This is a genomic window from Gimesia sp., assembly GCF_048260065.1.
GTDB lineage: Bacteria > Planctomycetota > Planctomycetia > Planctomycetales > Planctomycetaceae > Gimesia.
Map to the genome: position 1 here is coordinate 1 of NZ_JBLXHC010000004.1, position 13,745 is coordinate 13,745.

The window sequence follows — 13,745 nt, forward strand, 5'->3', positions numbered from 1 at the left end:
GCAAATGCATGATCTGATTACATCCGGCCGCACACCACAAGCTGAATTTGGTCCGAAGTGCCAAAGTTGCTCACTTTACGATCTATGTTTACCACAATCGTTCCAACAAAACTCAGCCAGTCAGTGGCTGAGCCAGCAGGTCAATCATTCTTTTAAATGACAGTGAGTTGATTATGAAAACCCATTTAAATACGCTCTTTGTCACAACGGAAGGATCTTACTTAGCCAAGGAGGGAGATACCGTTTCAATTCGCCTGGATCACAAAACTCAGGCACGTCTTCCCTTTCATAATCTCGATAGTATCATTTGCATTGGACGGATCGGGTTAAGTCCGCAATTAATGCAGGCTGCCAGCCAGTCTGGCATTTCGATTTCACTCCTTGACGAACGGGGACGTTTTCGAGCTTTGATCCAGGGATTTACATCTGGTAATGTATTGCTTCGCAGGGAACAGTATCGGGCCGCGGATAGCGAAAATCGGACGTTTGAACTGGCACGTGCTTTTGTTTTGGGAAAACTTGCCAACTGTCGGACTGTTTTACGCAGAGCCATTCGAGATGCCAACGAATTAGAACCGCGTGTCCAGACAATCGATAAGTCAGCCACTCGGATGAAAATTGCCATCGAAGCAGCTACGACTTCCTCAGACATTAGTGAACTACGCGGAATCGAAGGAGAAGCAGCCGCACAGTACTTCTCTGCTTTTAACTCTCTACAAACCCAGTTTCAGGAACGCTTCGCATTCCAAAAGCGATCTAAACGACCTCCCCTTGATCCAATCAATTCACTAATGTCTTTTGTGTATACGCTGCTCACACATGATATACGATCTGCGTGTGAAGCCACTGGTTTAGATGCCGCCGTCGGATATCTGCACCGTGATCGTCCCGGCAGGCCTGGTCTGGCTCTCGACCTGATGGAAGAATTTCGTCCCTGGCTCGCAGACCGTTTAGTATTCTCTTTAATCAATCGGCAGCAACTCACTGCTTCTGCTTTTCAGACACTGGAAAACGGTGCTGTGCTCATCTCCCCAGAAGCCAGACGCACAATTCTCACATCCTGGCAACAGCGAAAAAGTGAAGATATCTTCCATCCTTTTATCAATGAAAAGATCACGATCGGAATCCTGCCACTCATCCAGGCACGTCTGCTCGCCCGTCATCTCAGAGGTGATCTGGATCTCTACCCTCCTTTTCTCTGGAAATAAAGGACACTATTCTCGTGTATGTCCTTGTCACCTATGATATTTCCACATCAGATCCAAAAGGCCAGAAACGACTGCGTCGAATCGCCAAGGCTTGCGAGAATATCGGTCAGCGCGTCCAAAATTCGGTTTTCGAAATCAAGGCCGATGCCGGCCAGTGGACTATTTATAAAGCAATGCTTTTAGATATTGCTGACCTTTCCCAGGACAGTCTCCGCTTTTATAATCTGGGAAATAACTGGGAACGCAGAGTAGAACATCATGGGACAAAAGCATCCTATAATATTGATGGTCCCTTGATTATGTAAACGTTCCCGACATCAGTGTTTCTGATTGCGAACCTGATGCGCGCTCATTGAAGCCTATAGGTTCGCAATTCTATTAACTTGATTCTAAATAAAGGTTTAGATATTTTGAATTATAGCGAACAAGTAAATCAATTCAAAAAAACGGTTGTTTCGCGGATCAATCAATTTGGCCGCATTCCAGCTAACGATTTACAACATCGCGCCATCGCCCCTCACGTAATCCCTATGATTGAAGGGGGGGGGAAAGCATGGAACATCGCCCCTCACGTAGGGGCGCGGATTGAAACTCGATTTCCTCTTTATTGGTAACAACATAAGAAAATATCGTCCCTCACGCAGAGGCCCGGATTGAAACCAAGTTGCGAAGCTGCTCTAATACCTGCTGATAAGATCGCTCCTCACGCAGGGGCGCGGATTGAAACTAAGTTCTGTTAATGTCACTCCTCAGACTCAGAATCGCCCCTCACGCAGGGGCGCGGATTGAAACAGCAGTTGCCCCGGTTGCGGCGTGGGCGAAATGAATCGCCCCTCACACAGGGGCGCGGATTAAAGCCAGCAGCCTTGCTTTTGCCATTCTGAAAGCTGATTTGTGTTGGCATTTCGTGTCTCCTTGTGCCATAGTTGCGATTGGCTACCAACTGTCGGCTGCCGTCGCTGAGGAAGGTACGGGGCGAATGATGCGATGAAAACCGTACATAAGTGTGATGATGAGTAACTTTGTGCATTACACTGGTGCTCGGTCGAGGAGATTCTCCACTGTCGATGGATCGGTCTAACAAAAAAGCAAAGGAGTGGGCTGACACGTCTACATTATGTTCGAGGCCAGGTCCGATGTCTGACGACATTCACACAACTAAGAGTGCGCAGTTCTTTCAAAAGACTAAAGCACTCCAGCGACGGGACATCGACAACTTCTTTGATGAAGTGCTTCAGCATTCGGATGCTACCGAGGTGCTTCGGATAACGATGTTGGTGTGTGGCGGAAGTCAGCCGAGGTCATTGTACTGCATCGTCGCATTCCAGCGACGACAGGAAGGACCGAACCATGAAGAACAGAGAGGAGCGACCGACGAATTTGGATCGAGGTGCCACGTAGCGAACGTTCGACTTCGGGAACGAAGACGAACCAACACTGTCCGCGAAATTCCTCCGCCCGGAGGTGACCGATCCGGTATTCGTTGACACGCCGTCCCTGAGCGTCTCACCAGACGCAGACTTGTTAGAAAAAGTTGTTGATTCGGGAAATCTTGAACGTGCGTGGCGAAGTATGAAGAAGAACCGAGGAGCTCCCGGTCCTGATGGCATGACGATCCGCGAGTTCGAGAGCTGGTGTCCTGAACACTGGCCCGCGATTCAACAGCAGCTTCTGGATGGCACTTACCGACCCGCTCCGGTGCGTCGGAAAACCATCCCGAAAGACAGTGGCGGCGAGAGATCGCTCGGTACTCCAAACGTGCTCGATCGTCTCATTCAACAAGCCATCGCTCAGGTTTTGACACCGATCTTCGATCCGGAGTTTTCGGAATCGAGTTTCGGTTTTCGCCCCGGCCGATCCGCTCATGGAGCCGCGAAGCGGGTTCAGCAGATCATCCGGCAACGTCACGAACATTGCATCGATGTGGATCTCTCAAAATTCTTTGACCGAGTCCAACATGACGTGTTAATGTCTCGTGTGAGCCGCAAGGTTCACGACGTGCGTGTGCTGCGACTGATCGGCTGCTTCCTGCGAGCGGGCGTAATGGTCGAGGGCGTGGTTCAACCGACGGACGAAGGCTCTCCGCAAGGCGGACCTCTGTCACCTTTGTTGAGTAACATCCTGCTGGATGATCTCGACAAGGAACTGGAACGCCGCAAGCTAAAGTTCGTGCGTTACGCGGATGACTTTGTCATCTTCGTTCGCAGCGAATGAAGTGCTCTGCGTGTGTTCTCGTCGGTGCAGCGATATCTGACGCAGGTTCTGAAACTCGTTGTGAACGAGGAAAAGAGCAGCGTGAGATTATCCCGAGACTGCGAATATCTCGGGTTTGCATTTACGAGTAAGCGTGTGACGATTTCTGTCGCACCTAAGAAGCTGAAATCCTTTAAACGACGCGTCAAAGAACTCAGCGGTTGTAGCAGTGGCGTTTCGATGCAGCGTCGCTTGACCGACCTCAACCGTTATGTGCGAGGCTGGATCGGTTACTTCGGACTGGCTCAACAGTTTGATTTATTCGACAAACTGGATGGGTGGGTTCGCCGCCGGATTCGGATGTGCTTCTGGAAACAGTGGCGTCGTCCACGCACGAAGGTGAAGAACCTTGTGCGTCTGGGGGGTGAGCCTCGACTTTGCGATCAAACACGCGATCAGTCGCAAAAGCTACTGGCGTCTCTCGCGGACACCAGCAATGCGATTTGCAATGCCCAACAGATGGCTGCACGAACAGTTAGGACTTCTTTCGCTCAAACAACTCTGGTGCGACCTTGCTCCGCTTCGAGGAATCGCCTGATGCGGACCCGCATGTCAGGTGGTGTGGGGAGGGTCGTCAGCGATGGCGGCCCATACCCGATTTCTGCCGCGCCGATGCGCCGTACGCCAACTGAACAGACATTAATGTCAGTCCATGATTCTACAATGTGGTTTGAGCTGTATCCATTGAAGATGGCCACCGTTTCTTTAGCCGTGCAATTGTTGAAGATACGAGTACAAAAAGTGATGTGAGGACCCACGCAATTCCGACGATTCGGAAATCGTCCGCAGCTGAAACGACATCCGGATCATCATACGCATCAGCCTCGAACGGAACAAAACAATACCAAGGTTAGAAAAACAATGTGAATGCGATAAGCAACACGACAGAAGTAACCGCGAGTTTTCGTGAGGCAGTTTCTAAGGTCAGAAAAGCGACGAAGCAGATGACTAGCATGCCTCCGCCCATTAGCATCATGGCCATCATCCAAGCTGCTTCTGCGAGACCAGCGGCGGCGATCAAAGTGTATTGCATCGGTGGGCCTTGGCGACAGAATTATTGATAGACAGAATTTGATTCTGTCTAAATTTATCAGGATTTCTGTCTATTATTAATTGTCGCAATGTGAACTTACGTCCATTTTTAGGATTATTCAGGGAAGACCAACATGACAGCGGATGTTGATCCTCTTCTCTCTATCAGGATCATGTAACATGACCACTGCCGTTTACCAATCGCCCAAACTCCTTGACCAGATGCGAAATAAGTTGCGAGTGATGCACTATGCCTGGAAGATCGAGTAGGATTAACATCATTTACCCGGTCACTATATTTAATGATTGTCTCTTAACCGGGATCGTCCAGTTGCAGCTCTTCAATCACCAGCGGTTTCGATTCGGCATAGGGAGTCGGTTTCTCCATTTCATACAACACGGCGGCGCGAGTGTGCATGGCGAGTGTCCCATTTTTATCAAGGAATGGTAATTTATTTCACCGTATAAGGGATGACCTTGCCGTCGGCGTCCCGTTTACGGGAATCCCAGACACGTGCTCCCTGGGGAAACTTTACCTGGAACTCTTCTGCTGGAATGCTTGCTTTGGCATGTAGGACATCGAAAAAATATTTGTAGCTGTTTCGCAGTAAATCTTCATTTCCGTAAAAAGATTTCAGATCGCAAGTCGTGGGGACCTGCCCCCAGTCTTTATCAATTTTGTATTGAATTTGACTCGAGACCAATAACTTATCTGCATTATGATACTCATATTTCAGCACCGTACATTCGTGTGATTTGGGAGCGACCCAGAGACAAGCTGTACCCTCTGAATCTGTTCGTTCCAAAACGGTACAGTCGAGATCCAAAATGGGTTCCGTTTTGCTTCGGACTGTAAAACTCTCCAGGGTTTCTCCAAGGTCGTGATCTCCTGCCAGGAGTGCCCAGCGGAGCGGAAGTTCTGACAGGGCAGAAAACACATCACTTGTCTCAGTTTTTTGGAATATATCGATCGAGGGTGTCCCTTGTGACTGCATCAGTCTGGTCACTGTCAGCCCATTGCTGAAGCAGGAATTATCAAATGAGACGGTCTCTTTCATGCGGTCAGAAGGAACACGTCCCCATTGGCGGTAACGAATCCTGGGGGAATCAAGCAGTATTGAATACCTGGCATGATAGATCACCAGTTCTTTTTTGAGACGCTTCATATCTGCTTTAGTCAGAGGAGAATAGGTACTGGGGGGATTGACGGGTTCTTCTTCTTCAGAAAATAGAAGCAGCTTACTGGTCGCTATTTCTAGAGACAGCTCGACCCGTATTGCCTGCAGACGATCGCGGCGCTGTTGCCAGGTCTTGTTGATCTCTTTAATTGTAAGAGGCTGTGTATCTGCAGCTTCAGCAGTGGAACTAGCAGCTATACTGAAAACGATTTGGGTCAGAATAAGGAGTGGAAGACAGCGATTCATGCCGGGGCCTTTCTGTTCGAGTGACAAAGTCCATTTCGTCGATCGAGCCCAATATAGAACATTTTCAGCTGAAAGACCAGAGCGGATTAAACGCCTATGGTAGAGCCAGCCACTCGTGTCAGAAAACGTTGATTAAAACGTGCATGCTGAAGACCTACCAGAAGGAAATTGTCTTATCGAGCTTGAGTCCACACAAAAACGTGCGAATACCGCGTACACGTAGGGTGCAAGCGAAAACGGTCGAATTTTAACACGTACCGTAAATGACGAGTTTCGCGGACAGAATTGAGTGGAACACCTGCCGTAACCGTCTCACGAAACTTTCAATTACCCACAACTCCCCTTCTTAGTTCGAATCCTATTTGGATATCAGTAAGTCGTGATAAGCCGCGCCAGAGCACCATATTACCCGCGGGTGGGTCTTTCCCGCGCGCCAGATAACCTCCCAGCTTGGCAACTTCTGTGATGTAATCACTAACCGTTGCTGGGAATGATGGCTTTGTGCTTTTTGCAAGGTGATTCAGTATTTGAATTTCGGATTTGGTAAAGGCAACCTCGACCGACAGATTAGGTTCAGTCCGATTGACCATCGTTAACCAGAACACTCTCCAGGCGATAATACAGAACACGGCTAACTGGTTGGTCAATCGCTCGGCTGTACGAAGTTTGGATTCTTCAGCTTTACATCCTGACTTCAACACTTTATGAAACGTCTCAATTTTCCACCGCTGCGCATACCAATCCAGTTTCTCGATGGCCGACAAAAGGTCGTCTACAGGCAGGTTGGTCAACAGTTTCCACTCGATCGGGCTTCTGTCGGAGGGAGTTCCGCGTTCATAAGCATGGATGACCGCATAATTACGCATATCTGTGGGGACCGTGCAGAAATAAATGCGGGTCGGCAGATTCAGCATGCGCGCTGCTCCAGCGCGGCGAGCACGGTTTCGAGCGTGGTCCGATCACAGCCGCTTCCGACGCGAACAGTCGTGCCGTGCGAGAACACGATTTCAATCGGCGTAGCAGGGAGTTGAATTTCAACGGGCAGGAAGGAAGCTGCAGCGGTGTTCTCGGCATCCCGTTTTTTCAATTCGCGTCGCCAGTAATGGTAAGCTGGTTCGCTCAGTCCCTCACGCTGGCAGAAGGCACGGATCGAAAGCTCTGATTGCAGCCGGTCTGAAATCGTTGTTCGCCAGAACACTTCACGGTCCGGGTTCCGCCGCTGGTCGGCACGTTGTGTTGGCTGGGATGCGGGCATCGAATTCGCTCCTGAATATGTTGGGGTTGAAGCACATTCAGAATACTGCACACGTCAAGGTGTATTTTGTGGGCCGGTTACCACCTGCCTGGGGTCAGTTTCAAAACGAATTGCAATGCTGCGTAAGCGAAAACAATGGTATTAAGGTACGTATTGGAGTACGTTTGAGATTGTGGAGCTGTAGACGTCTGAGATGAGTAAATCAAACGAGACCCAAGTGCCGAATATCCATGCAAATACGGGTCGGCTGAGTTTTTTTACCCTACGGGGGCTAGATCAGGTGGACCAACGCTGACTGCTGCCGCTGAAGATCAGGTCGTTGTATATCGAACGGGGGCACCCTGGGAGAATGGATATACGGAAAGCTTCAGCAGTCGTTCCAGCTATGAATTTCTGACAGAGGGAATTTGAAAGCTGAAAGCAGCCCGAAGGCAGACAGGGGCCTGGAAAGAGGACTACTATAACGAACAACGCTCCTACGGTTCGTTGTGACCGTTACTCCGGCAAAGTTTGTATCGTTTTTGTCCGGCTCCTCAACTTCATCCAGGATTTCCCCGATGTACTATCAGTCATTGATAAAATCTCTGGCCATATTTGAGACTCGTTACAGCAAGGATTTCTACTTCTTACTTTTTTCTTTTAAGCCATCACTTTTCTGTTTTTATTGTGTCTTCTTCTTTTCTGCTTCGACTGTAAATTGTGTCCGCTTGAAATCTAATAGAGTAAGGGGGCTCTCAGGCGAAAGCTTAAGAAACATCATGGCTGTTAACATATATTTTCCAGGGTTCATAAAGCTGCTGCGACTAAGAGACGCTCCTGCCACAGCCAGGTTCCCTTTTTGGATCCTCAACTCAGGCCGACTATATTGCGTCCAGACATGCCTCGACTTCGAGTCTTCACAAGAGAAAATCAGAAAGGTGGGGATCAACAAATCTGCCTTCGAAATTGGAAACTCGGGCCAATTATACTTTGTGTTACAGGAGATTACTTGACTTTCTGACGCCATAGTAGAAGTACCTGCAACGGGCGTCAGTTTGTGTATCGAGGCTTCTATTGGACCATTTTCGGTCATCAGAGCAGCTAATCTACTATCCTTGGGTAAAGTGAAATCATCTTTTCCGATTTGGTATGCGACTCTTGTAAGTATTTGATATGTTTGCAGATCTCTTTCACTGGTTTTCATTTGTTTCTGATTTGATTTTACTGGTTCGACTGTAAACTGTGTCCGCTTGAGATCTAATAGCGCCAGGGATTTTTCAGGTGAAAGCTTAACAAACAACATGGCAGTTAATATATACTTACCGGGATTCATAGAGCTAGAACGCCCCATAGACAATTCTTTCGACGTCGGTTGACCTTTTGAGATCCTCAGCAGAGGCCGGTTAAAGTCAGTCCAGACATGTCCCGTTGCTGAATCTTCACAAGAGAGAACCATGATTACGGGAATCGACGTGTCTGCTTTCGCGATTGGAAACTCGGGACAATCAAAAATTGCGTTACAGGAGATTTCTTGTGCTTCAGACGACTTAATGTTAGAACCCGCAATTGGAGTCAGTTTGTTTATTGAGGCTTCTAAAGGACCATTGTAGGTCATCAGAGTGTCCGTCATACCATCCTCGGGTAAGGAGAGATCCTCTTTTCCAATTTGATATGCGACACGCGCCAGCATTTGATATGATTGTAGATCACATTTACTGATCTCAGTTCGCTTCTGTTTCGGATTTTCTTCAGCAACGACACTGAAGGCTAGAATGCTCAAAAACAAAACAGTTGCAAATTGATAAAACCAAAACGATAGAAGATTCCGTTGGATCACTGATCACTCCTTTGAAATTAAATTAATCATGAAGGCAAATTCTCTACTTTCTGAAGGGCAATTGTCAATCGAGAAACTAAAAAGTGATAAATAGCCTTGATTTCTAAGGGGACGACGAACTAGGTGGTGGCGACGAACTGGATGATGACGACGAACTAGGTGGTGGCGACGAACTGGATGATGACGACGAACTAGATGGTGGCGACGAACTAGATGGTGGCGACGAACTAGATGGTGGCGACGAACTAGATGGTGGCGACGAACTAGATGGTGGCGACGAACTAGATGGTGGCGATGAACTAGATGGTGGCGATGAACTAGATGGTGGCGATGAACTAGATGGTGGCGACGAACTAGATGATGACGACGAAATAGATGATGACGACGAACTAGATGGTGGCGACGAACTAGATGGTGGCGACGAACTAGATGGTGGCGATGAACTAGATGGTGGCGACGAACTAGATGGTGGCGACGAACTGGATGATGACGACGAACTAGATGGTGGCGACGAACTGGATGATGACGACGAACTGGATGATGACGACGAACTGGATGATGACGACGAACTGGATGATGACGACGAACTGGATGGGATGATGACGACGAACTGGATGATGACGACGAACTGGATGATGACGACGAACTGGATGATGACGACGAACTGGATGGTGGCGACGAACTGGATGGTGGCGACGAACTGGATGGTGGCGACGAACTGGATGGTGGGGACGAACTGGACGGTGGCGACGAACTGGACGGTGGAGACGAACTGGACGGTGGCGACGAACTGGACGGTGGCGACGAACTGGACGGTGGCGACGAACTGGACGGTGGCGACGAACTGGACGGTGGCGACGAACTAGATGGTGACGATGAACTGGAGGACGATGAACTGGAGGACGATGAACTGGAGGACGATGAACTGGAGGACGATGAACTGGAGGACGACGATGAAGATTTTTTCTTGATACTAAACTGCCAGCTTGTTTCAGCTAGGAGGTGTTTCTTAAAGCAGTTAGGGTCAGTCGAACCCTTATCAGTTCGTTGAACATGTATAGTTGCGAACGCATCGTAGTCTCCTTCCATAGTGACCGCAGTGAAGAGGGTAAAGCGAGTTATAGGAACAGGACCTCCAGGAGTATCCCTATATGATATCACCCTTAGAGGCTCAGGCCCTGTTGCAATAAATTCCATGGTGAATTTATATTTTTTGGTGCTTGAAGCTGATCCAACCACTTTGTAATGTCCATCAATCCCGACGAGCCCGGGGGGAGATTCCTCACCATCGGGTGGAGTCGGCCCCTCGCAAACTGTTACTGGTGTATTTTCTCCCGTACAGAAGAATCCAATCGGTTGTAAGTCGTTTGGACTTCCTATTTTGAATTGCCAAGTTTTCCGATCTAATAGAGTTGCCGTACCAAATACACCACCGGGCGGTTTCTTTTGTGAGTACATCTCCGCTGTCACTAGGTAGTAGCCATCGGCAGTGACGTTCTGAGATGTCTTCGTTGTCGTATATGGATTTTGGACGAATGCTTGCTGTATGTCGCGATAGCTAGATCCGCCCACTGCTGTGCAGTTTGTTCCATTATAGATGCTAAGTTTGACAGTTACCCTGTACGTATTTTGCACACCTCCTTGTGCTGCCGGGATAGTACCACTTCCTTGGGCATAGACTTCCACTGTGGTACCTGAAGCGAATGTTGATCCATCGTCTGGTTTGAACGTGGTGATTGATCCTGTGATCTCAGCCATCAGTCGATTTCCTCATAGTGACTGGTTAATCAGTCACTCGGTATTTTTTAACTTTGTTTGCTTTACATGCGTTGAGGTAAGAGAAGTATGAAAACTTATATACCACATTCTGGCCCGAGTACAAAGGATGAATAGTGTTTTTTTGTTCTAAATATTTCTGTTTTAATGTAGTTAAGTGTTTTTTTTAAATATACATTAGTAGTTTAATATCTCTAGTGTAATTGAATGTAGCTTCCACTTACTAAGCTCAAACCTAAAAACTAAACACATCTAATTTTCAAAAGTTTAACGATCATTTTTTCGACGCCAACAATTTTCTTTGAAAATCTGGTTTTCAACTCAGTAAGCAATATCAATATTCGATTGACTGTCATCGTTTATATCCTGAAAGCGTTTTCAGAAATAAATTTTCTTAAGCATGTCCGTAGTATGATGCATTCACCTGTTCAATTTTTTAAGAGTAACCAATCTATATGTCTTATCTATATCTTCTCCAATCATTCAGTCCGGTGAACCATAAAGATTCTATTGTATTAAGTTATCGTCATATTGAGTTTGCAGATAGCTTTTTGCACATTAATTCTATTGTTGGTTTGTGTTGGCTCATGAGTAGCCCCTAAACACTCTGGAATCTTTGGTTGAGCTCAAATACCGTTTCACTTTCCATTACTTTTGTATAGTTAACGCTAATAATGATAAGTGCGTCTTGACGTACACTGCAAATATTTGGGAGAGCAACATGATTGAAAGTTTGTGTGTGATTGGCCATCCAAGTCGATTGGGTGGGGCAGATACAGAGCTGGATCATCAAATACGTTGTTGGTTGGCAATGGGGATTAAAGTGCATTTATGCCCTACTTCTCCCTTGGATAGTAGTCAGAAAGCGATGGGATTTGAGCAGTTGGGTTGTGTGTATCACGAGCATTGTGATTGGGCGTCTCTCGAAGGGATGCACTGCATTTCATTTTGCAACGAAGAATTCCTGAAATCTCTACCAGAGATAATAAAATATTCGCGTACCACATCATTTGTTAACTGCATGTCGTGGAATTTTGAACTGGAGATTGAACATCAAAAGCAAGGGTTGATTGATTTTCATTTGTATCAAACAGAGCATTCGTACGAACAGGTTAGCAAAAAATTAAAAGAGCATGATATCTATCGGCCTTTGTTTTTCAAACCATATTTTCATGCTGATGAGTTCCCCTATATCGATAATCGGCCGATGGACAAATTCCGATTTGGCCGCATTTCGCGAAATGATAGCGAAAAATTTGGTAGAGAGCAGTTATGGATTTACGAAACAATGACGGCCCCTGTTACAAAAGAAGGCCTCATTCTAGGGTGGGGGGCTAATACAGAGCGTAAGTTTGGCACAAGACCAGCGGAGTATATTCAGGCACTTCCCGAGGGGGCATTAACGCAGCGGGCATTTTATACTCAATGTGAAGCAATTATTATGACAACAGACACTTTCGAAAATCTTCCCCGCATTGGTTTTGAAGCAATGGCCTCAGGGTCGATTTTGATTGTTGACAATCGAGGAGGCTGGAAACTTGAGGTCGAAGATGGTGTGACAGGTTGGCTCTGTAATGACGGGCGTGAATTCGTCTACAAGGCCTCTCGCTGTGCCTTCGAATTTGAAGAGCGCAACCAAATGCGACTCGCCGCACTAAATAAACTTCAAAACGAATGGGGGCTGCAGCCTGCCATGGACTCTTGGTCTCAAGTCTTTGAACAATGGGAAACATTGACAAAGAAGAATTCATTAACGGCATTTCCTGCTTAGTATTGAGGAGAAAGATGAGTAATTGGACTCAAGAGATCATTTTGACTCGCTATCGCCAAGAGGCACAACGCGGACGTCCCTACACATGGTTTAACTATCAGCCAATCAACTTGCCGGGTTATGGGGAAACTCTGTCAAACTGTGGTAGGAATTGTTTTGATCGAAGCGAGGCGATTGCTGCGCATTTACAAGCGGAGTTCGGTGATAAGCGTTTGAAGATCATCGATTGGGGGTGCAATCTTGGTTTCTTTTGCTTTGAGCTAGCAAAGCTGGGTCACCAAGTGACAGGGATTGACAGCAACCGAGAGAATGTCGAATTATGCCGTTATTTGGCGAGGACAAATGACTTTCCAGAAACGCCTCAGTTCTTTCATGATAAGTTGTCAGTAGAGACACTCTCCAATTATCACGACTATGATCTTGTTCTTTGCTTTTCCGTTCTTCACCACTTAGGTAAACAAAAGGTTGAGACGTTGAAGAAGATGGCAGAAACATATCCTCATGCCTATGTTGAAATGGATGGGGCTGGGTACGGTTTTAATCTTTTATTTGCATTTTACTGGCAGCTCGAAGAGGTCTTGGAAACAAATGATCGTTATGGCAGCGGTCATCGAACCCGAAAAACATGGTATGGCTCGAATCGTTGCAATGGGAATGTGTATCGGAACATAAAAGAAAATAATTTGGTCAACTCGCGTGGTGTGTTTAGAGTGAAGCGTGACGGGACAACGTCAGTAGTGAAGCGAGAATTAAATACTGGCGGCACTCACACTTGGATCCAAACCGACCTGTCGCACGAAAGAGAAATGTATAGAAAGCTCAAAGGGGTTCGGTTTTTCCCCCAGTTATTGGATAGTGGTACAGAGAAGGGTTTTCAGTGGATTGAGCTGGAATACGTCAAAGAAGATGGCTGTTTTTCAGCCGACGAACTCTCCCTTTTCTATGCTTATCTTGCAGAGAGCAATCTTTTTATGCTGGATCTTACTACAGATTCCTTCCTTTTCTCTGATGGAAAGTTAAAAGTCATTGACTTGGAATCCTTATTCCCAGTCGAACATACATTGGAAGATCTCATTCAGGTGCAAACTCGACGCTCGTCACTTTCGCTGGACTCATATGAGAAACAATTACAATACTTGTTGAAACGATTGGGTGGATGACCAAATATTGATGGTCCAAGAATAGCGTGTTTTTTAATTCGCAGAGGATT

General features: G+C 47.0%; 11 protein-coding genes. 7 read left to right on the plus strand and 4 right to left on the minus strand.

Annotated features, from left to right (window positions below):
- The first annotated feature begins 173 nt into the window (after positions 1 to 173).
- The 4 genes from cas1c to ACN0YN_RS08400 all read left to right on the plus strand — a co-directional run bounded on the left by cas1c (position 174) and on the right by ACN0YN_RS08400 (position 4,211).
- Complete coding sequence (cas1c, locus tag ACN0YN_RS08385) at positions 174 to 1,208, plus strand: type I-C CRISPR-associated endonuclease Cas1c (protein WP_339688218.1); 1,035 nt, start codon at positions 174 to 176, stop codon at positions 1,206 to 1,208.
- A gap of 14 nt (positions 1,209 to 1,222) precedes the next feature.
- Positions 1,223 to 1,513: a CRISPR-associated endonuclease Cas2 gene (cas2, locus tag ACN0YN_RS08390; protein WP_155366345.1), complete on the plus strand. Its 291-nt coding sequence runs from the start codon at positions 1,223 to 1,225 to the stop codon at positions 1,511 to 1,513.
- A 1,267-nt stretch (positions 1,514 to 2,780) separates the two neighbouring features.
- Positions 2,781 to 3,422, plus strand: a complete 642-nt coding sequence (locus ACN0YN_RS08395) for a reverse transcriptase domain-containing protein (protein ID WP_417384559.1) — start codon at positions 2,781 to 2,783, stop codon at positions 3,420 to 3,422.
- Between the two features lie 81 nt (positions 3,423 to 3,503).
- Positions 3,504 to 4,211 carry a group II intron maturase-specific domain-containing protein gene (locus ACN0YN_RS08400; protein ID WP_339688220.1) on the plus strand — a complete coding sequence of 236 codons (708 nt, stop codon included), beginning with the start codon at positions 3,504 to 3,506 and terminating at the stop codon, positions 4,209 to 4,211.
- A 734-nt stretch (positions 4,212 to 4,945) separates the two neighbouring features.
- Here the strand turns inward: ACN0YN_RS08400 and ACN0YN_RS08405 are convergent.
- From ACN0YN_RS08405 to ACN0YN_RS08420, 4 genes are all read right to left on the minus strand, one after another.
- Complete coding sequence (locus ACN0YN_RS08405) at positions 4,946 to 5,917, minus strand: hypothetical protein (protein ID WP_339688221.1); 972 nt, start codon at positions 5,915 to 5,917, stop codon at positions 4,946 to 4,948.
- A 323-nt stretch (positions 5,918 to 6,240) separates the two neighbouring features.
- A complete protein-coding gene (locus tag ACN0YN_RS08410; RefSeq protein ID WP_155366349.1) occupies positions 6,241 to 6,831 on the minus strand; it encodes an IS4 family transposase in 591 nt (196 codons plus the stop codon).
- Complete coding sequence (tnpA, locus tag ACN0YN_RS08415; RefSeq protein ID WP_155366350.1) at positions 6,825 to 7,172, minus strand: IS66 family insertion sequence element accessory protein TnpA; 348 nt, start codon at positions 7,170 to 7,172, stop codon at positions 6,825 to 6,827. The genes ACN0YN_RS08410 and tnpA overlap by 7 nt, the downstream gene beginning before the upstream one ends.
- A gap of 661 nt (positions 7,173 to 7,833) precedes the next feature.
- Positions 7,834 to 8,988, minus strand: a complete 1,155-nt coding sequence (locus ACN0YN_RS08420) for a hypothetical protein (protein WP_339688222.1) — start codon at positions 8,986 to 8,988, stop codon at positions 7,834 to 7,836.
- A gap of 596 nt (positions 8,989 to 9,584) precedes the next feature.
- Between ACN0YN_RS08420 and ACN0YN_RS08425 the strand changes: the two genes are divergently transcribed.
- The 3 genes from ACN0YN_RS08425 to ACN0YN_RS08435 all read left to right on the plus strand — a co-directional run bounded on the left by ACN0YN_RS08425 (position 9,585) and on the right by ACN0YN_RS08435 (position 13,695).
- Positions 9,585 to 9,854 (plus strand): hypothetical protein, encoded by a 270-nt coding sequence (locus ACN0YN_RS08425; RefSeq protein WP_417384560.1) that lies wholly within the window; start codon positions 9,585 to 9,587, stop codon positions 9,852 to 9,854.
- Positions 9,855 to 11,485: 1,631 nt separating this feature from the next.
- Positions 11,486 to 12,535, plus strand: coding sequence for a hypothetical protein (locus ACN0YN_RS08430; protein WP_417384561.1), 1,050 nt, complete (start codon positions 11,486 to 11,488; stop codon positions 12,533 to 12,535).
- Positions 12,536 to 12,549: 14 nt separating this feature from the next.
- Positions 12,550 to 13,695 (plus strand): class I SAM-dependent methyltransferase, encoded by a 1,146-nt coding sequence (locus tag ACN0YN_RS08435; RefSeq protein WP_194242519.1) that lies wholly within the window; start codon positions 12,550 to 12,552, stop codon positions 13,693 to 13,695.
- Positions 13,696 to 13,745: the final 50 nt, after the last annotated feature.

What these genes read in the sequence shown, in the direction of transcription:
- cas1c (WP_339688218.1), top strand. Translation starts at nt 174, where the DNA reads ATGAAAACCCATTTAAATACGCTCTTTGTCACAACGGAAGGATCTTAC.
- tnpA (WP_155366350.1), bottom strand. Translation starts at nt 7,172, where the DNA reads ATGCCCGCATCCCAGCCAACACAACGTGCCGACCAGCGGCGGAACCCG.
- ACN0YN_RS08395 (WP_417384559.1), top strand. Translation starts at nt 2,781, where the DNA reads ATGAAGAAGAACCGAGGAGCTCCCGGTCCTGATGGCATGACGATCCGC.
- ACN0YN_RS08430 (WP_417384561.1), top strand. Translation starts at nt 11,486, where the DNA reads ATGATTGAAAGTTTGTGTGTGATTGGCCATCCAAGTCGATTGGGTGGG.
- ACN0YN_RS08410 (WP_155366349.1), bottom strand. Translation starts at nt 6,831, where the DNA reads ATGCTGAATCTGCCGACCCGCATTTATTTCTGCACGGTCCCCACAGAT.
- ACN0YN_RS08405 (WP_339688221.1), bottom strand. Translation starts at nt 5,917, where the DNA reads ATGAATCGCTGTCTTCCACTCCTTATTCTGACCCAAATCGTTTTCAGT.
- ACN0YN_RS08435 (WP_194242519.1), top strand. Translation starts at nt 12,550, where the DNA reads ATGAGTAATTGGACTCAAGAGATCATTTTGACTCGCTATCGCCAAGAG.
- ACN0YN_RS08425 (WP_417384560.1), top strand. Translation starts at nt 9,585, where the DNA reads ATGATGACGACGAACTGGATGATGACGACGAACTGGATGATGACGACG.